We start from the raw sequence: 17,743 nt of genomic DNA on the forward strand, positions 1-17,743 counted from the left end.
CATATGGCTGAGCAAAGAGAACGTCGCAGAAGCAAAAAGAGCCGCGAAGAGCAGACTAGCGAGTGGCAGGAGCGGGTCATCCAGATCCGGCGCGTCACCAAAGTAGTTAAGGGCGGCAAAAAGCTGAGCTTCCGGGCCGTGGTGGTGGTGGGCAACGAGCGCGGCCAGGTGGGGGTTGGCGTGGGCAAAGCCAACGACGTCATCGGGGCTGTGCGCAAAGGAGTTGTGGATGGCAAAAAGCACCTAATCGAAGTGCCCCTCACCAAGGGTCTGTCTGTACCCCATCCCATGCGGGGATCAGGCGGTGGGGCCACTGTCCTGGTGATGCCGGCAGCTCCCGGGACAGGGGTCATCGCCGGGGGAGCGGTGCGCACGGTTCTGGAGCTGGCGGGCGTGCGCAACAGTCTGGCTAAGCAACTGGGATCCAGCAACCCCCTCAACAACGCCCGTGCCACCATTGACGCGCTGCGGCGGATGCGCACCTTTGAGCAGGTAGCTGAAGATAGAGGGATCGACGTGCGCCGCCTGTTTGGTAAGTAACAGCAAGTTAGCCGGAGGTCAGTATGCGACTAGAAGACATTCGCCCCCAACCAGGTTCGACGCGGCGGCGACGACGCCTGGGCCGTGGCATCGCTGCTGGACAGGGAGCCTCCTGTGGCAAGGGAATGCGGGGACAGAAGGCGCGCAAAGGAGGCGGTCCCCGGCCCGGCTTTGAGGGAGGCCAGACCCCCCTCTATCGGCGGCTGCCCAAGCTCAAGCACTTCCCCCGCTACGTGCGGCGCCCCCAGTACACCCTGATCAACCTGCGCGCTTTGGCCAAGTTGCCCGCTGGCAGCGAGGTCAGCTTGGAAAGCTTGATGGATTTGGGGATCGTGACCACCAACGATGGCCCGCTGAAGATCTTGGGAGACGGGGAAGTGGGCGTGCCCCTGACGATCAGAGCGGCTGCCATCACCCCCTCAGCCCGAGCCAAGGTCGAGGCAGCCGGGGGTCGGGTGGAGCTCGTGGGATCCCAGACTGCTTCCGCTGGATCCTAAAATTGGGCTGCAGTTTGCAGCTTCTCTATTTTGCCGACTTTCCCACCGGCAGCGTAGAGTGGTAAATAGCTCACCTTGCCTTTCCCTTCCGCGAGGTTTTCTAGATTTATGGCTGACCCACGAGGCTCCGCTCCCTCCGCCCAAGAGACCTTCATGCAGATGGCCATGGCTTCTGGCCTGCGCAGACGTCTGTTTCTTACCCTAGGCCTGTTGCTGTTGGTGCGGCTGGGCATTTACATTCCCATCCCCAGTATTGACCGAGCTCGCTTTGCCGCCGAAGCCGCCAACAGTCCTGTGTTTGGCTTTCTGGATGTCTTCTCGGGCGGCGGTATCTCCGCTTTGGGGATCTTCGCCCTCGGCATCCTGCCTTTCATCAACGCCTCCATCATCATGCAACTGCTGGTCTCGGCCATTCCGGCCCTGGAGAACCTGCAGAAAAACGAGGGGGAGCAGGGGCGGCGACAGATTTCCCAGTACACCCGCTACGTTACCCTGATTTGGGCCATCATCCAGGGCATCGGCATCTCCTTCTGGGTGCGGGAGTTCGCCAACACCAGCAACGAGTTGGCCTTTGTGGCCTCCACCACCCTGGCCCTGACGGCAGGTTCCATGTTTGTCATGTGGTTGGGGGAGATGATCACGGAGAAGGGGGTGGGCAGTGGGCCGTCGCTGTTGATCTTCGTCAACATTGTCGCCACGCTGCCCCGCGCTCTGGGCCAGACCATCAGCCTAGCCCGTGCTGATAGCAGCACCATCGGCGGCATCTTGGTGTTGATGGCCGTCTTCCTAGCCACCATTGTCGGCATTGTCTTCGTCCAGGAGGGCAGCCGCAAAATCCCTATTGTCTACGCCAAGCGCCAGGTGGGCAACAAGCTATTCCGTGAGCAGAAGAGCTACCTGCCCCTGCGGCTAAACCAGGGGGGCGTGATGCCGATCATCTTCGCCTACTCGGTGATGTCCCTGCCCTTTGCCTTGGCCCAGTACACCCAGAACCTGACTTTGGTGCAGGTGGCCAACCTTTTGGCCCCTACCTCTTGGTTTTACATTCCCTTCTACTTCGTGCTGATCCTCCTCTTCAGCTATTTCTACGCCTCTTTGATCATTAACCCGGTGGATCTGGCGCAGAACCTGAAGAAGATGGGGGCCAGCATTCCGGGAGTCCGCCCGGGCAAGGCCACTGCTGAGTACATCGAAGGGATCCTCAACCGGCTGACCCTGCTGGGGGCCTTGTTCTTGTGTGCGGTGGCCATCATCCCGACGACGGTGGAGCGGGCGACCGGCATCACCACTTTTCAGGGCTTGGGGGCAACTTCGCTGCTGATCCTGGTGGGGGTGGCGATCGAGACCTCCAAACAGATCCAGACCTACGTCATTTCGCAGCGTTACGAAGGGATGGTCAAGCAATAGTGCCGAGGTTAATCTTTTTGGGGCCGCCGGGAGCGGGCAAGGGCACCCAGGCAGAGCGGCTGGCAGCGATCTACCACACGCCCAAAATTTCTACAGGCGACCTGCTGCGGGCAGAGGTGAAAGCCCAAACGCCGCTGGGGTGCCAGGCTAAGGTGTACATGGATGCGGGAGAGCTGGTGCCTGACGAGGTGTTAATTGGGATGGTGAAGGGCCAGTTGCAACACTCGCCAGCGCAGGGCTGGATCCTGGACGGCTTCCCCCGCACCCTGGCGCAGGCGGAGGCTTTAGAAGAGCTGTTGCGGGAGTTGGGGCAAGACTACGACCACGTTCTCAACCTGGAAGTGCCGGACGACGTGGTGGTGGCACGGCTGTTGGCCCGCGGCAAGGAGCAGGGGCGCAGCGACGATGCCGATGAGGCGGTGATCCTCAAACGCTTGCAGGTGTATCGGGAGCAGACGGCTCCGCTGATCGACTTTTACGAGGCCAGGGGTCGTCTGCGACGGATCGATGGCAACCAGCCGATGGAATCGGTACAAGAACATCTGCGGGCTCTCTTGGAAGGCTTCAGGAGGACAGCGTGATCAAGACGGGGGCGGGAAATCTCTCCCCGCGGCGGGGCATGCAGCTCATTGAGATCAAGTCCCGCCGGGAGGTGGAGAAGATGCGGCGGGCCGGGCGGGTGGTGGCCCAGGTGCTGCAGGAAATTGCCGAGTGTCTGGAGCCAGGCTGGACAACGGCAGACATCGATGCCTATGCCGAGCGGCGGGTAGCGGAGTTGAATGCCCTGCCCAGCTTCAAGGGCTACTACGGCTTTCCCGCCTGTGTCTGTGTCAGCGTCAACCATGAGGTGGTACACGGGATCCCCAGCCCCCGCAAAGTGGTGCAGCCGGGGGACATCGTCAAGGTGGATTTTGGCGCCATGGTCGAAGGCTGGCATGCCGACTCTTGCATCACCATTGGCCTGGAGCCCCTCGGCGATGCCGCCCGCGACCTGATCGACACAGCGGCCAAAGCGCTGCAGACGGGCATTGACCACGTGCGCCACGGCGTCTGGCTGCAGGATGTCTCAGGCGCCATCGAGGACTACATCCAGGGGCGGGGCTACTCCGTGGTGAAGCAGTACGTCGGCCACGGCGTGGGGCGCAACTTGCACGAGGAGCCGCAGTTTCCCCACTACCGCACCCGCGACCTTCCCAATCCCAAGCTGCGCTCCGGCATGACGGTGGCAATCGAGCCGATGGTGAATGCAGGGGGAGAGGCCACGCGGGTGCTCTCGGATGGCTGGACGGTGGTGACGGTGGACGGCTCTTGGTCGGCCCAGTTTGAGCACACGGTCTTGATCACGGACTCTGGGGCTGAGATTTTGACGGATCGCACCCCTTTTCAGTCCTAGGGATCCCTTGCTGAAGGGCGGCAACGGCTAGGATAGAAGAGGTGGAGTATTGTTTCGGCTCTTAACTCGCTCTTAACAGGGCGGGTTTCCTATCGATATTTCTGTTGTGTTGTTTTTTAAGGAGGGTTCCTTGTCTAAAGAAGACGCCATTGAAGTGGAAGGGGTGGTTACCGAGTCCTTGCCCAACGCCATGTTCCGGGTGGACCTGGACAACGGCTTTAACGTCCTTGCCCACATCTCCGGCAAGATCCGCCGCAACTACATCAAGATCTTGCCCGGCGACCGGGTCAAGGTAGAGCTCAGCCCCTATGACCTGAACAAAGGGCGCATCACTTACCGCCTCAAGAAAAAGTAGCCGTCTGGCCTTAGCTGGGGCCGCTGAGCATGAAGGAGCTGAGCCAAGTTCTCAAAACCGGCCTCTGGGTTGCGGCCGGCGGGGTAAGTGCCCTGGCCGTGCTCAACGCCTGGATCGCTTCTCGAACCCAGCCTCTGCCCAGCCTCTTGCCGGGGGAGGAGAGGCACTATTTTTGGCGCGGCCACCGTCTGTTTTACAAGGTTGCGGGATCCGGCCAGCCCTTGTTGCTGCTGCACGGCATCGGGGCCGGCTCTTCCAGCTACGAGTTTCGCGCCGTGATGGCGGAGTTGGGCCAGCACTATCAGGTTTACGCTTTGGATTTGTTGGGTTGGGGCAACTCGGAGCGCCCCGATCTGGAGTACACCGGCCACCTATATGTCCGGATGATCGGGGATTTTGTCGGCCAGGTGATCGGGCGCCCCTGCCACGCCATTGCCAATTCTCTCTCGGCAGGGTTTGTGCTGCGCTCGGCCCGGCTGCAGCCTCAGCACTGGCAGAAGCTGCTGCTCATCGCCCCTCTAGGAGACAACAGCCTTGTCCCCGAGGCGCTAGGGATCCCTTTGGCTGAGGCGGTGTATGGTCTTCTCAGCTTGCCGGTTTTGGGGCTGGCCTTTTACAACGTCATCACCACCCCCTGGAGTGTACGTCTATTTACGGAGCAGAGCCTGTTCTCCCCTGGGTACGCTCTGGATGAGGCGGTGGTGGACTACTACTATCAGGCGGCCCACCAGGCGGGGGCCCAATTTGCCCCCCGTTCTTTTTTGACCGGCAAGCTTAACTTGCCCATTCAGGAGGACTTTCGCGTGGTGGACAAGCCGATGGCTCTGGTCTGGGGAGAAAACAACCGCCTTACTGGATCAGAACAGGCGGAGCGGTATCGTGCCTTGCGCCCAGAGGTGCCGATCTATCGACTGCCAGGGGCTGCTTTTCCCCACATCGAAGCGCCGCAAGCTTTTTTATCGGTGGCTTTGCGCTTTTTGGCCGAGGCCGATCCTGCCCTGCCAACCTAGGGGATCCCCGAGCAGGGAAAACTCACGCCTTTGCCGACTTTTTGCGGCGACTGTCCGGTCAGTCTGGTTTTTTCCAATCCAGGAAGAGTTCTCAGGCTCAGGCGCTCCGGCTGACATGGGGTCACCCCTAGGCCGTCACTTTGGGAGAGAGGAGCGAAGCCGGGCTCAGAGCTCAGGTTGGCTCCCCGGTATTCTCCTCCCAGGGGTCCCTATCCAAAGGGGAGCTGGGAGCGGCCGGGGCAGAGTCAGGAGCTGGCTCGGAAGGGGGGGCTTCTGCTTTGACGTACTCTTGCTCCCATTCTGGCTGCTCGGCAGCAGGAGCAGGCTCGGGCCGACGAGGAGGCGCCGCCTCGGCCTGGGGTTCAGGCTCTGCTTCGGGATATTCCTCTTCTTCGCCCTCGTATTCTTCGTCGTATACTTCCTCGTAGTTTTCCTCGACGGCAGGTTCATCAACGGCCCTGGGCAGGGCGGGGGCGGAGCCAGTGTCGACCAGCCAGGAGGGCTTGCCCAGGCCGAGGGTTTCCAAGATCCCTTTGGTCAGTTGGGCTAGGCGGGTTTCGGCGCCATCGGCCACGATGAGGCGATCGCCGCCGATGGAGACGATTTCATCAGCAGAGAGCAGGTAGGTGCTGAGGATAAAGCCGGGCAAAAAGGTCAGGCCGAGGTTGGAGAGGATCAAACCGGTGATTAGGCCGGAGACGGAGTTGAATTCGAAATCTTTGACTTTTCCAAGGCGGATCCCTTCTTCGGTAATCACCTCGCTGCCGACTACCCGGCTGAGACCCTCCAACTCCAAGTCCTCGAAGACTTCATCGCTGGGGACGAGGATGGCGTCTTGTCCTAGGGCCGTGACCTGCCGCAGCTCCAGAAAACGCGGCGATCCGGCAAAGGCCTTTTCCAGCACTCCTAGCACCAGGACTTGCCTAGCTTCCAGATCTGCCCAAACTTCGCTAACTACTCCAAGCCGGGCGGCATTGGCTTGGCTGATCACCTGCGTTCCCAGAACCTGTGACCGCCGACGAACCTCTGATCGCACCAGCGCAACAGATTCTTTCCCAGTCGTCATGGTGGTTTCCCCGTCGTGAGTCGAAGTGTCCGCGTCAGTGGGCTGGTCATCCGGCCCCAGGCATCAAAATCAAATAGTACCATTGCCTGTCTTCTCCCTAGCGGGCTGCCGGGATCGGATCCTGGACAATTTGCTCGCTCCAGGCCAGAAACCGCTCTGTCATGGCCTGCAGGGAATAGTGCTCTTCTGCGTGCTGTCGGCAGCGGCTTCTAGCGATCTGATCCAGGCGTTCCACCGCTGTTGCCAGAGCTGCCACGTCGTCTGGCTCCACCACCCAGCCGGTCTCGCCATCGCGGACAATTTCCGCCGGCCCGCCGCGGCGGTAGGTGATCACCGGCACACCGCAGGCCAAGGCTTCCACCGCCACCAGGCCGAAGGCTTCCACCCACTTAGGGGTCATGATCAAGGCCGAGCAGTGGCCCAAGAGCCGCTGCATCTGAGAGGTGGGCAAAAACCCCCGGTAATCCAATTGAGCCCGCGGGTACTGTTCTCGAATCTGCTGCCAGTAGGCCGGGTCTTGCAGGTGGCCCAGGATCAGCACCGGCCTCCCCGTCTTCTCGGCCAGGGCGGCGCAGTCTTCCAGGCCCTTTTCGGGGGCAATGCGGCCAACCCAGCACAGGGATCCGTTCCCCTCTGGCACAAACTCGTAGCGGCTGAGGTCGACGCCGCAGGGCAAATAGACAAAGGGATCCCGACCAGCCGCCATCTGGGCCCGGGCAAAGGCAAAGGTCTGGGCTTGGGCTCGCGAGTGTACCGCCAGCCGGCCAGGATAGGTGCGCGCGATGCGCTCCAAGGCCTGGTCAACGGCATCGCTAAGGGAGCCCATGCTGACGATATGGGCCACCGGCGTGCGGAAAAAATCGGTCAGGTAGAACGAGAGCCAGTCGTAGCTCCAGTTCACGATAAGCTCAAACTGCTCCTGCAGTTGGGCAGCTCGCTGCCACAGGTTGGCCACCAGAGAAGGGGTGGAAAAACAGACCGGCTGGTCGCGGCGCTGGCTCTGGGCATAGGGCGGGGGGAGGCCTGGGACGGTCTCGATAACTCCCTCCGGCAAGTCAGCACTGTGGGATCCCTCAGGGGCCAGCACGCGCACTTGGGCTCCCCTCTCAAGCAGGCTCCGCGCCAAGTTGACAAGGTTGAGCTCCACCCCGCCGCCAGCTCCCGATCCCAGGGGCCCAACGGGGGTGGAGACAAACAAGAAGCGGTAGGTACGAGGCATGGGCGCCCTAGCAGGCTCGACCCCTTGCTGGCTAGTCTGGTTGACCCTGGGGGGACAAGGTCAGGTTCTGGCCACGAAGATTTCCCCTTTCTCCACCTTAACTTTGTAGGCGGTCAGGTCGGCATTGGCCGGGCCACGGGTACGGCTGCCATCGGCGGCAAAAACTGAGCCATGGCAGGGGCAGACGAAGTTCTCCCCCCGCCAGTCCACGTCGCAGCCGGCATGGGGACAGGCTGCATCCAGAGCCAGCAGCGAGTCTTCCTTTTGGGGATCCCCGACTAGCCAAAGGGTGGCGGTGTTTTTCCCAAAGGCGTCTTCTACCTTGAAGGGGCCTTCTTTAAGATCTTCTAGCGTTGCCACTTTAACGAACTCCGGCTCAGCCGCTTTGGGGCCCGAAGCAGCACCCTGGGCAATGGCACGGTTAAAACGGCGCTGAGCCAAGGCAGGCAACAGGCCCACCAGCGAGCCAAAACCAAGCGCCAGCCAACGAAGAAAACCGCGACGATTGTTGTACATGGCCATGTGTCCTGAGATGGATGCAAGGTGTCGGTTAGGAACCAATCCAAGCGTGGCCTCCCAAACGGGACGCTAGCCCGGCGGCTCCTCTTAATATTTTGTTACACTAGGACAGCTTCAGCCAGCGCGAAACCGCACTTTTATGGGATTCTGGCGAAGGTCGGTCGGGCCTGTCCCTAGATTATGGGGAAGAACCGCCCACCCCTTCTAAGCATCGCCAGTCGTTTTCTTGGTCTGAGAGTGGGGAGGGTGTCAACGGGCTTGCTGTGGAGGGGGGATAGGTCGGAAATATCTTGGAGCAATCGCAGTCCCACTCACGAGATCTCGCGAAGGTAGCGGCGGCGCTCCTCGTATTCGGCGCGGGTAATCAAGCCCTGCTTCAACTGGATCTCCAACTGCTGCTCGGGATCCCGGACTTCCCGACTTTTCGCACTGGTCCAGTCCAGCTCGATGAGATCTCGATTGAAGCGAAAATCGAAGTCCTCATTGGTCATGGTGAGAAACCACAGCCCTTCCAGCAAACAAAGGGCGCGTACCCCGTAGCCGAGGAGCTGCAACGGGATGGAAGGAACGAACACCATCAGCCCCAGCACCAAGTAGCCCCAGCCCCAGCGCCTGTGGCCCATGTAAAAACGCTGCAGCCCTGGGATCAGCACCCCCAGCACCGCCAGCCAACTGGCCACCTCGCGCACCAGGCGCTGACGTTTCTGAAGGGGGGTATCAGAGCTTTTGCTCTCCGCCATCGTCTGCCCCACCTACACGTGCCACTAGGCTAGCTCAAGTGGCACGCGGCTCTGTCAAGCTACAGTTTGAGCAGGATCCTGCCGCATATACTTTATGGGGGCAGAGTCTGGGGGGAACATGGCAGAACGAGATCTGGCGGTGGCGATCCTGGCGGCGGGCAAGGGCACCCGCATGCGGTCGCAGTTGCCCAAGGTGCTGCACAAGCTGGGATCCCTGTCTTTGATCGAGCGGCTGCTGCGCACGGTGCTGACGTTGAAACCCCAGCGCTGTCTGGTGATTGTGGGGTACGAGCAGGAGCAAGTGCGCCGAGCCCTGCAGGAGTACCCGGTCGAATTTGTGGAGCAGGCGCAGCAATTGGGCACTGGACATGCGGTGCAGCAGCTTTTGCCTGTTCTAGGCGACTTTCAGGGGGATCTGCTGGTGGTCAACGGGGATGTGCCTCTGTTGCGGGTGGAAACCCTGCAGGCCCTGCTAGAACGCCACCGCCAAGTCCAGCCGGATGTGACGTTGCTCTCGGCTCAGGTGGCGGATCCCTATGGCTATGGGCGGGTGTTTTGCGACGCCCAGCAGCGAATCTTGGAGCTGGTGGAAGAGCGCGACTGCACCCCGGCCCAACGGCAAAATCGCCGCATCAACAGCGGGGTGTACTGTTTCCACTGGCCGGCCCTAGCAAGGGTGCTGCCCCGTCTGGGCCGGAACAACGCCCAGCAGGAGTACTACCTCACCGAGGCCGTTAAACTTCTGGACACCGCCATCGCCCTGGACGCCGAGGATGCGCGGGAAATCGTCGGCATTAACGACCGCCGCCAACTGGCCCAAGCCTACCAGATTCTGCAGGATCGCCTCAAGGAAGCCTGGATGGAAGCCGGGGTCACCTTTGTGGATCCCGACAGCGTCAGCCTGGAAGAGACGGTGGAATTGGCCCCCGATGTGGTGATCGAACCCCAAACCCACCTGCGGGGCGTCTGTCGCATTGGGCCGCGCACTCGTCTAGGGCCGGGCAGTTGGATCGAGTCCAGCACCATCGGCTCCGATTGCCACATCCTCTACTCGGTGGTCAGCCACAGCCAGATCGGCAACCACGTCTGGGTAGGGCCCTACGCCCACATCCGCCCCAACAGCTGCATTGGCGACGGCTGCCGCATCGGCAACTTTGTGGAAATCAAAAACGCCCAGATCGGATCCCATACCAACGCCGCCCACCTGGCCTACCTGGGCGACGCCAAGCTGGGATCCCAGGTCAACATCGGCGCCGGCACGGTTATTGCCAACTACGACGGCCAGCAGAAGCACTTGACCGAAATTGGGGATCGCAGCAAGACAGGCGCCAACTCGGTGCTGGTGGCCCCCCTCAAGGTGGGATCCGATGTCACCATCGCCGCCGGCTCCACCATTCCCGCCCGCTATCCCGTGCCGGACGACTGCCTGGTGATCGCCCGCGCCTACCCGGTGGTCAAGCCGGGCTGGCGACCGGGGAGCGCTGCTGCTGGCCGCCCCCAGCCTCTACCCACGGGATCCCTGCGCGTCTACCCCTTGCGCCTGCTGCCCGGCCAAGACCTAAAGCAGGAATTGGAGCGCTTTGCCCGCCAGCAACCCCTGCAGGCGGGGTTTGTCCTCAGCGCCGTCGGCAGCCTCAGCCAAGCCACCCTGCGCCTGGCCGATCAAACCGAGGATTACCTATTGTCGGAACGCCTGGAGATCCTGGCTTTGAGCGGATCCCTGTGCCCGGACGGAGTCCATCTTCACCTCGCCGTTGCCGATGCCCAGGGCCGAACTTGGGGAGGGCACCTGCGCCCCGGCTGCCTCATCTACACCACCGCCGAGATCGTCCTCGCCGACAGCCTGGAGTACCGCTTCTCCCGCCAGCCGGATCCGGCCACCGGCTACTTGGAGCTGCACATTGAAAAGGTGGCAGAAGCAACCCCGCCCTCTCCCCAGAGGGCAGATGGGACAGGGGTGGGGATCCCTTCTTGCCCGCCGTGAGCCGCAAGCGGCTGTAGATGGACGGTATAATGGCCAACATTTAGCATTGAGTCATTAGCACCTCGTTTGGCAATCAAGGGTTGCTGAAATAAACTCGGCAATTGGGGGTACCCGGCCATGCCCCGAGTGACCACTGCAGAGGAGCTGCTGGCAGAATATGCCGCCGGCGAGCGCAACTTTCAAGAATCCAACCTGGTGGGCGTGGATCTGGTGCGCGCCACCCTGCAGGGGGCGAATCTGAGAGGGGCCAACCTTTCCTTTGGCAAGCTGAGTGGAATTAACTTGCAGGAGGCCGATCTGCGGGGGGCCGATCTCAGCTCCGCCAACCTGATGGGGGCCAACCTGCGCGGGGCCAACCTTTGGGAAGCCAACTTGATCGGCGCCGATCTCAGCTTTGCCGATTTGCGGGAAGCCAACTTGCACGGGGCCTACCTTTGGGAAGCCAAGCTAACCCGCGCCCAACTGCAGGGATCCGACCTGAGCGGGGCAAAAATAGGCGGAGCAGTGCTGACGGGCGCTGACCTGAGCGGCGCCATCCTGCCCGATGGCACAGTGCAGCCCTGGGCTGCTCCGTCGGCCAGCAAGGCAGAATAGAACTGTTGCGACGGGATCCCTCATGCTGCTGCTGTTCAACCTGGCCTTGACACTGCTGCTGGCTTTGGGAGTGGCAGTCCTGGCCGGACAAAACCCCACCCCCCTGACCGTCCATTTTTTAATTTGGCGCTCGGTGGAGCTGCCCTTGGGATTGCTCATCGCCGTGGCCATCGGCCTGGGCCTGTTGACGGCGGGGCTGGGCTCTTTGCTTTGGCCGGGGCGCAGCTTCTCCCTGACTGCCCGTCAGCTCCAGGAACGGCTGCAGCAACTGGAAAGGCAAGATCAGCCGCTGCCTTAGCCGCCCTGGCTCTTGCCGATCGAGTCTGGGATCCCTTCAGATTTTTGTGGGCTGTCCTGCCGCCGGAGTGACCCACGCACTCAAGACAGGGCGTAAGCTGAGAGAGGATCCCTTTGCTGTTAGCGGTGCACAGCCCGAGTGACAACCATGCCTCATTCCCAACCCTCTTCCCCGGCTAGCTCCCCCCAGGATCCGCGCGCCCTGCGCAAGGCCCTGCGCAGCTCCAGCAACTACTTTGCCAAAGGGTTTGAAGAGCACAAGGATCAGGCCCAACGGGAGCTGCAAACCACCTACAAAAGCCCCCTGGTGGAGCAGATCCGCGCCCAGTCCTACTGCTATCGGCAGGGGGATATCACCATCCATCTGGCCAAGGCCTTTGGCTTCTGCTGGGGGGTGGAACGGGCGGTGGAATATGCCTACGAAGCGCGGCGCCGCTTTCCGGATCGCCAGATCTGGATCACCAACGAGATCATCCACAACCCCCTGGTCAACCGCCACCTGCAGGAGATGGGGATCCGCTTTGTGGAGAAAGGCCCAGACGGCAAGAAGGACTTCTCTCAGATCCGGCCCCAAGATGTGGTGATCTGGCCTGCTTTTGGGGCGAGTGCCTCGGAAATGGCGTTTTTTCGGTCGCAGGGCAATGAGATTGTCGATACCACCTGCCCCTGGGTTTCCCGCGTGTGGAACCAAGTGGACAAGCACCGCGCGGCTCAATTCACCTCTGTGATCCACGGCAAGTACAACCACGAAGAAACCGTGGCCACCAGCTCCTTTGCCCAAAAATATCTGGTGGTGCTGAACCTGGAAGAAGCAGAATGGGTCGCCCGCTACATTTTGCAGGGCGGAGATGCGGCAGAATTTCGGCGCCGCTTCGGCAAGGCCACATCTCCCGGCTTCGATCCGGATCGGGATCTGGAGCGGATTGGCATCGCCAACCAGACCACGATGCTGGAAGGGGAAACGCGCGCCATTGCCAAGCTGTTTGAGACCACCATGCTGCGCAAATATGGCCCCCAGGAGCTGGACAAGCACTTCATGAGCTTTAACACCATCTGCAACGCCACCCAAGAACGGCAGGACGCCATGTTTGAGCTGCTGGAGCGGCCTTTGGATGTCGTGGTGGTCATTGGCGGGTTCAATTCCTCCAATACGACCCACCTGCAGGAAATTGCCCTCTCGAAAGGGCTGCCCTCTTACCATATTGACGGCCCCGACTGCATCCAACCGCCCAACCGCATCCGCCACAAGCCCCTCCACCAAGACCCAATTGTTACCGAGGGGTGGCTGCCCGACGGGCCAGTGCAGATTGGTATTACCTCCGGTGCCTCTACCCCCGACCGCGTCGTGGAGGAGGTGATCCTGCGCATCTTTGCCCTGCGCGAACAGCCGCAGACCCCTCCGCAGGGATCCCTTCCCCTCGGCTTCTAGAAGGCGTGCTCACCACTCTTTTTCAGGTCTACCTCCCCCTGCTGGGCTGGACGCTGCTGGGGTTTGTCCTGCAGAGAGGGCTACCTCCCCCCTGGCGCCATTGGCTAAATCCCCAAGCGCTGGGCCGCTTCATGTTTTGGGTGGGGGTTCCCCTGGGCACCCTTGGGTTTATGCAGACGGCGGACCTCTCTGGCCAGCTCTGGGCGGCCCCTTTGGTCTGCTGGCTGGCCACAGGGCTAGGGTATGCCCTGGCCAGTGCCTGGCTGCAGTGGCAGCACCACACCTGGCAGGGGAAGAAAGAGGGGGATCCCTGGCTTTGGAGCAGAGCCCGGCGAGGCAGCTTTTACCTGACAGCCACCCTGGGAAATACGGGTTATTTGGGCTACCCCATCTGCTTGGCGGTGGGCGGGAGCGCCTACTTTGGCTGGGCTTTGTTTTACGACCTGTTGGGCACCCTCTTGGCCGCCTACGGTCTGGGAGTCTGGGTGGGCAGCCGCTACAGCGCTTCCTTCATCCCTCCCCGGCAGGCTATGCTCCGAGTCCTAAGCAGTCCCACTCTCTGGGCTTTCTTTGTCGGCCTGGCCACCGCTCGCTCCCCTCTCCCAGAATGGCTGGCCCAAGGGCTGACTGCCTTTGCCTGGAGCACGATTCCCTTGAGCTTAATCCTTTTGGGCATACGGCTAGCCCAGGTGCCGCACTGGGGATCCCTTCGCCCCGCCGCCGCGGCCCTCTTCATCAAAATTGTTGTCCTGCCCCTTTTGGTGGGCCTGGGGTTAGCCTTGACCCCCTATCCCCCCTTGGCCAAGCTGGTGCTGGTCTTGCAGACCGGCATGCCTCCTGCTATTGCCACCCTGGTGCTGGCGGAGGAATACGACTTGGATCGGGAGCTAACAGCAACAGCCTTGGCCCTAGGCTACGTGGCGGCCCTGCTGACCCTACCTTTCTGGTTGCTGCTGTGGGGAACCTAGTAGGCCAGGTGAGAGAGGGTTTGCTCCAGGTAGCGATGTACCAGACGATCCAGGTCAGCCTCCTGGCTGGGCAGTTCCCGTCCTTGGAGCCATCCGCGGAAGCCCGAGCTTTCCACGATGGCCTGGCGCAACGGCTTCCAAACCGCTTGGGCGCGCCGTTCTGTATCGGGGCTGAGAGCAGGACTGGTCATGGTTTCTGAAGAGGAAGCTGAGAGCAGACTGAACTCAGGATAGCCCGGATCCCTGTTGGCTTTAGCTCTCTAGGATACAAATCTGCCTATCTCTCTCCCTGAGGGAGAGGGGCTGGGGGCAAGGGGATCCCTAAACGAACAATTGGCTGCGCTGCTGGATGCGCAGGGCTGGCCCCAAGGCATTGAGGAGGGCAACGCCATAGCTGCGGGCAACGATGCGGCTATCCAAAATCGCCACCCAGCGGGTGGGCAAGCCGGAGGCTTCACCTGCTTCTGCGCCTTGTCGCAGAGGTGCAACAGCCCGCTGCAATTGGCTGGCCGCCACTGGCAAGAGGTATTGGCGGAACCAGTCCTGTTGGGTGCGCTGCAGATACTGCACCCGTCCGGCCACCCTTGGATCCTCCATCGAGGGAAAGGGCAAGGTGGCAATGGCCAGCAGTTCCGGACAGGGCAGGCTGGCCTTGTGCTGCAGCCAGTAGGGCCAGTCGCAGACCAAAATGCCCTTTTCTCCGGGAAATAGGCTGTTTACCCGCACCCGCGAGCCAAATTCGGCAGCCAAAGCAGCCCCCACCTGTACCTGCAGAGGTTGATCCGACACCAGCACCACCACAAAGCCCTGCACCTGCGGGATCAGGCTCCTTAGCTCCTGCAACAGGTGCTCCCGGAAGAGGGGGCTGTTGGGCAAGGGCAGCCGCGGCAAGTAGAGGGAAAGGCTCGGCAAGGGCTCCCCGCCGGAACGGATCCAATCCTCGCCTGAGCTGAAGCGCAAGGGCGTCAGATCTGGCAAGCCCAGGCGCCAACGATAGGCCTCCGCCTGCCGATCCAGGTCCAGGGCCTCGCCGATGATCACTACCGGCTGAGTGGCCCAGATGGGTGCCAGCCACTCGTGTAGAGCCGCCGGGCTGTGGTAAAGGGTGAGGCGACCGGTCTCGCGGTCAGTTTCCGCCCACCAAACCCAGCGGGAAGCGGGATCCCCCTCGGCGCAGAGCCGCTGGCGGAGCTGATCCCAAGGATCCGGCAGCCAGCCGGGGTAGCCTGTCACCAAAGACAGCACAGCATCCAGGTGAACCTGTTCATCCGCATGAAGCAGACAGCGGGAAAGAGGCCGCCGCAAAAGCTGAAGGGACAAATTGACCTGAACCTGGGAGAGCTGCTCCGCCTCGGCAGGGAAGATTTGCCGGAGCTGTTGCCAATGGCTGGCTTCCAGGGTCACCGTTAGCGCCTGGTAGGCCCAATCTTCCAGGTCTTCGGCTCCATCCAGGATCAGAGGGATCCCTGTCGGCACTTGCGAGGATCCCTTTCTCAAGCGAGCTTGCAGCCAATCCAGGGGATCCACCAACAGCAACCCCTGGAAATCGGGATCCGGCCAACGGTCTTTTTGCAGGACGGGCTTATGCAACTGCAGGGTGTGCTGTAGCCAGGGGATCTCTTCCCCCAAAATTTGCGCCTGCACAGGAGCTGTGGCACAGAGCAAGGTGGGGTTGGGCCACATCAGGGCCGGCAGCAGGTAACTGAGGCGGTGCTGACCCCCAGCGGGCACCTGGATCAAGGTGCTGCGACCCAGCCGCAACCCCCGCGCCACCATGCGAGCCATCGTCAACTGGTGGGGCCACAGGGCTTCGGGAGACTGCCGCAAAAGCTGCCGCAACTGTTGGTGGACTTCAACCTCAATCACAGTTCAGTACGCCGGGGGTCTGCCACAGACGGTAGGGTGAACTAGCCTATTCTAGGGTAGAGAAGAAAACCAAAGCCCATCTCTGGGGTGAGCGATGTCTCTTCTAGCTGCTGTTTCCACAGAGGGCCAACCCGTTGCACAGACGGGATCCCTGCTTCTAGACCGCTCCGGGTGGGGCCGTTTGCGCATGAAGGGATCCCCAGGCTTGGACTATCTGCACAACCGAAGCACCCAAAATCTGAAGGCCCTCAAGCCAGGGCAGGGGGCCGACACGGTTTTCGTGACCCCCACCGCCGGCATCCTGGATTTGGCAACGGTGTACGTGGGAGAAGAAGACTGCTGGATCTGGACTTCACCCCAGCGGCGCAGCCTGCTGATGCAGAGTTTGGGGCGCATGCTGCCTTTGGTGCGGGGAGCACAGTTGCAAGATGAGACAGATCAGACCTTTGGTTTTGGATTGCTCGGATCCCAGAGTCAGGCTCTCCTGGAGCAAGTGGTGAGCTCAGAAGAGATCCCGACCGGGCCTCATGAGCACTGCGCCGTGGAGATCCAGGGGATCCCTGTCCATCTGGCTTGTGGCACGGGTCTTGCCCAGCCGGGGTTTACCCTCTGGGGCACCATTGACCAGAAAGTCGCTCTTGAAGAATGCTTGCTCCAAGCCGGAGCCAAGCTGGCCCCACCTGAGCTGTGGGAAGTCCTCCGCCTAGAAGCGGGTCGCCCCGCCGCCGACCGAGAGCTGACCTCAGACTACAACCCCCTAGAAGCCGGCCTGTGGCGAGCTGTTTCCCTTGACAAAGGTTGCTACGTTGGCCAGGAAGTCTTGGCCAAGCAGGTAACCTACCGGCGCATTCGGCAAACTTTGTGGGGGATCCGCCTTCAAGGAGAGGCTCAGCCCGGCACAGAGATTTTGCGGCAGGGGGAAAAGATTGGGCTGCTGACCAGCGCAGGCCTAACTTCCCAAGGGTACCTGGGATTGGGATACGTGCGCACCAAGTTTGAGCCCGCCGAAGGTCTACAAGTAGAAGTCGGCTCGGTGCCGGGAGTCCTGACTCGAATGCCGTTTTTGAGCTTTCCGCCTATTGTCTGAGGTTGTTTTTGCAGACCTCTCTCCTCTCTTTTCTAGAGGGAGAAGCTTAGGCGAAACACCGCAACTCACCAGTCAAAGTGGCGGCGAAAGCGGGGATCCCGTCGATCCTTTTTGCGTCGGTTGCAGGTTTTGCACAACGTTTGCAGATTGCTGATGTCGTTGCTGCCCCCTTGGGCAATGGGGATGATGTGATCGATCTGAAGCTGAACCTCTGGAGGCGATTTTCCGCAACCGCGGCAGCGAAAGCCATCTCTTTGGAAGACATACTCCCGCACAGATGCTGGGATGAAGATGCGCTGACTCGTTCTTGTTTCCCTCATGGCCGATCAAAACCTAAGTGGCCCGCAAGTCATCTAAAGGAGAGGCGGCAGCGTCAATGGAAACGTGATCTTGATCTAGGGCTTCAGAAGCCAAAGTTTGATCTTCAGGGATAAACTCTAGGCAAATTTTAATCGATATTTGTCCAGAAACCCATCCTCGACCGGGTCGCAATAGTCGAGAACTTATCCCGCTTATTAGGCTTATTATATCAGTACTAATTTTCTTAGACTCAAGGTATTTGTTTATTGAATCTCTGTTGCTTAGGAGAAAAGAGACGATCACTTCATGCAAAGTGTTTGGGAGATAAACCTGGTCGCCAACTTGAACAACAGTTTGCGTATCAGCAGATTTGAAAAGCATTGGCTCAGCCATAGCACGAACTCCGCTCTACCCAGTTCATTTTATGAGCTTGCATCTTCCCGAATGTCATCCAAAAGAGATCCAATGCCTC

General features: G+C 60.9%; 21 protein-coding genes and 1 pseudogene. 14 read left to right on the forward strand and 8 right to left on the reverse strand.

Annotation, left to right across the window (positions count from 1 at the left end; translation table 11 throughout):
• Positions 1 to 3: 3 nt before the first annotated feature.
• The 7 genes from rpsE to SYN63AY4M2_RS01995 all read left to right on the forward strand — a co-directional run bounded on the left by rpsE (position 4) and on the right by SYN63AY4M2_RS01995 (position 5,202).
• Entirely contained in the window at positions 4 to 540 is a 537-nt protein-coding gene (rpsE, locus tag SYN63AY4M2_RS01965) for a 30S ribosomal protein S5 (protein ID WP_011430031.1), read from the forward strand.
• Positions 541 to 563: 23 nt separating this feature from the next.
• Positions 564 to 1,037 carry a 50S ribosomal protein L15 gene (gene rplO / locus SYN63AY4M2_RS01970; protein WP_011430030.1) on the forward strand — a complete coding sequence of 158 codons (474 nt, stop codon included), beginning with the start codon at positions 564 to 566 and terminating at the stop codon, positions 1,035 to 1,037.
• Positions 1,038 to 1,145: 108 nt separating this feature from the next.
• On the forward strand, positions 1,146 to 2,444 hold the full coding sequence (gene secY / locus SYN63AY4M2_RS01975) for a preprotein translocase subunit SecY (RefSeq protein WP_099812200.1): 1,299 nt from the start codon (positions 1,146 to 1,148) through the stop codon (positions 2,442 to 2,444).
• Positions 2,444 to 3,025 carry an adenylate kinase gene (locus SYN63AY4M2_RS01980; protein WP_011430028.1) on the forward strand — a complete coding sequence of 194 codons (582 nt, stop codon included), beginning with the start codon at positions 2,444 to 2,446 and terminating at the stop codon, positions 3,023 to 3,025. Before secY ends, SYN63AY4M2_RS01980 begins: the two co-directional genes overlap by 1 nt.
• A gap of 38 nt (positions 3,026 to 3,063) precedes the next feature.
• Positions 3,064 to 3,837 (forward strand): type I methionyl aminopeptidase, encoded by a 774-nt coding sequence (gene map, locus SYN63AY4M2_RS01985; RefSeq protein ID WP_011430027.1) that lies wholly within the window; start codon positions 3,064 to 3,066, stop codon positions 3,835 to 3,837.
• A 130-nt stretch (positions 3,838 to 3,967) separates the two neighbouring features.
• The gene (gene infA, locus SYN63AY4M2_RS01990; RefSeq protein WP_011430026.1) at positions 3,968 to 4,192 is read left to right on the forward strand and encodes a translation initiation factor IF-1; all 225 of its coding nucleotides are present in this window, start codon (positions 3,968 to 3,970) and stop codon (positions 4,190 to 4,192) included.
• A 29-nt stretch (positions 4,193 to 4,221) separates the two neighbouring features.
• The gene (locus tag SYN63AY4M2_RS01995; RefSeq protein WP_011430025.1) at positions 4,222 to 5,202 is read left to right on the forward strand and encodes an alpha/beta fold hydrolase; all 981 of its coding nucleotides are present in this window, start codon (positions 4,222 to 4,224) and stop codon (positions 5,200 to 5,202) included.
• A 172-nt stretch (positions 5,203 to 5,374) separates the two neighbouring features.
• On the opposite strand, the gene SYN63AY4M2_RS02000 is transcribed toward SYN63AY4M2_RS01995, so the two are convergent.
• The 4 genes from SYN63AY4M2_RS02000 to SYN63AY4M2_RS02015 all read right to left on the reverse strand — a co-directional run bounded on the left by SYN63AY4M2_RS02000 (position 5,375) and on the right by SYN63AY4M2_RS02015 (position 8,746).
• Positions 5,375 to 6,268, reverse strand: coding sequence for a PRC-barrel domain-containing protein (locus SYN63AY4M2_RS02000; protein ID WP_011430024.1), 894 nt, complete (start codon positions 6,266 to 6,268; stop codon positions 5,375 to 5,377).
• 97 nt (positions 6,269 to 6,365) lie between these two features.
• Complete coding sequence (locus SYN63AY4M2_RS02005) at positions 6,366 to 7,487, reverse strand: glycosyltransferase family 4 protein (RefSeq protein ID WP_099887160.1); 1,122 nt, start codon at positions 7,485 to 7,487, stop codon at positions 6,366 to 6,368.
• A 60-nt stretch (positions 7,488 to 7,547) separates the two neighbouring features.
• On the reverse strand, positions 7,548 to 8,009 hold the full coding sequence (locus SYN63AY4M2_RS02010) for a Rieske (2Fe-2S) protein (protein ID WP_228375465.1): 462 nt from the start codon (positions 8,007 to 8,009) through the stop codon (positions 7,548 to 7,550).
• A 308-nt stretch (positions 8,010 to 8,317) separates the two neighbouring features.
• A complete protein-coding gene (locus SYN63AY4M2_RS02015; RefSeq protein ID WP_011430021.1) occupies positions 8,318 to 8,746 on the reverse strand; it encodes a hypothetical protein in 429 nt (142 codons plus the stop codon).
• Positions 8,747 to 8,864: 118 nt separating this feature from the next.
• Here SYN63AY4M2_RS02015 and glmU point away from each other — a divergent pair.
• The 6 genes and pseudogenes from glmU to SYN63AY4M2_RS02040 form a co-directional block, all read left to right on the forward strand.
• Positions 8,865 to 10,214 (forward strand): annotated as a pseudogene (gene glmU / locus SYN63AY4M2_RS02020) (bifunctional UDP-N-acetylglucosamine diphosphorylase/glucosamine-1-phosphate N-acetyltransferase GlmU); the annotation flags it as partial.
• Positions 10,197 to 10,730: a PPC domain-containing DNA-binding protein gene (locus tag SYN63AY4M2_RS14045; RefSeq protein WP_346426061.1), complete on the forward strand. Its 534-nt coding sequence runs from the start codon at positions 10,197 to 10,199 to the stop codon at positions 10,728 to 10,730. The pseudogene glmU and the gene SYN63AY4M2_RS14045, both read left to right, overlap by 18 nt.
• Before the next feature lie 117 nt (positions 10,731 to 10,847).
• Positions 10,848 to 11,324, forward strand: coding sequence for a pentapeptide repeat-containing protein (locus tag SYN63AY4M2_RS02025; protein ID WP_011430019.1), 477 nt, complete (start codon positions 10,848 to 10,850; stop codon positions 11,322 to 11,324).
• 22 nt (positions 11,325 to 11,346) lie between these two features.
• Positions 11,347 to 11,622 (forward strand): lipopolysaccharide assembly protein LapA domain-containing protein, encoded by a 276-nt coding sequence (locus SYN63AY4M2_RS02030; protein WP_011430018.1) that lies wholly within the window; start codon positions 11,347 to 11,349, stop codon positions 11,620 to 11,622.
• A 147-nt stretch (positions 11,623 to 11,769) separates the two neighbouring features.
• Entirely contained in the window at positions 11,770 to 13,050 is a 1,281-nt protein-coding gene (locus SYN63AY4M2_RS02035; RefSeq protein WP_099884520.1) for a 4-hydroxy-3-methylbut-2-enyl diphosphate reductase, read from the forward strand.
• Between the two features lie 5 nt (positions 13,051 to 13,055).
• Positions 13,056 to 14,018, forward strand: a complete 963-nt coding sequence (locus SYN63AY4M2_RS02040; protein ID WP_099887161.1) for an AEC family transporter — start codon at positions 13,056 to 13,058, stop codon at positions 14,016 to 14,018.
• On the opposite strand, the gene SYN63AY4M2_RS02045 is transcribed toward SYN63AY4M2_RS02040, so the two are convergent.
• Both SYN63AY4M2_RS02045 and SYN63AY4M2_RS02050 read right to left on the reverse strand, forming a co-directional pair.
• The gene (locus tag SYN63AY4M2_RS02045; protein WP_099812204.1) at positions 14,015 to 14,209 is read right to left on the reverse strand and encodes a hypothetical protein; all 195 of its coding nucleotides are present in this window, start codon (positions 14,207 to 14,209) and stop codon (positions 14,015 to 14,017) included. The genes SYN63AY4M2_RS02040 and SYN63AY4M2_RS02045 overlap by 4 nt on opposite strands.
• Positions 14,210 to 14,339: 130 nt before the next feature.
• A complete protein-coding gene (locus SYN63AY4M2_RS02050; protein WP_099812205.1) occupies positions 14,340 to 15,884 on the reverse strand; it encodes a hypothetical protein in 1,545 nt (514 codons plus the stop codon).
• 94 nt (positions 15,885 to 15,978) lie between these two features.
• On the opposite strand from SYN63AY4M2_RS02050, the gene SYN63AY4M2_RS02055 reads away from it, so the two are divergent.
• On the forward strand, positions 15,979 to 16,971 hold the full coding sequence (locus SYN63AY4M2_RS02055; protein WP_099887162.1) for a folate-binding protein YgfZ: 993 nt from the start codon (positions 15,979 to 15,981) through the stop codon (positions 16,969 to 16,971).
• Positions 16,972 to 17,036: 65 nt separating this feature from the next.
• Here the strand turns inward: SYN63AY4M2_RS02055 and SYN63AY4M2_RS02060 are convergent, their stop codons facing one another.
• The gene (locus SYN63AY4M2_RS02060) at positions 17,037 to 17,246 is read right to left on the reverse strand and encodes an HNH endonuclease (RefSeq protein WP_240530472.1); all 210 of its coding nucleotides are present in this window, start codon (positions 17,244 to 17,246) and stop codon (positions 17,037 to 17,039) included.
• A gap of 58 nt (positions 17,247 to 17,304) precedes the next feature.
• On the reverse strand, positions 17,305 to 17,664 hold the full coding sequence (locus SYN63AY4M2_RS02065) for a KGK domain-containing protein (RefSeq protein WP_099887164.1): 360 nt from the start codon (positions 17,662 to 17,664) through the stop codon (positions 17,305 to 17,307).
• Positions 17,665 to 17,743: the final 79 nt, after the last annotated feature.

The sequence above is a fragment of the Synechococcus sp. 63AY4M2 genome (genome assembly GCF_002760475.1).
GTDB lineage: Bacteria > Cyanobacteriota > Cyanobacteriia > Thermostichales > Thermostichaceae > Thermostichus.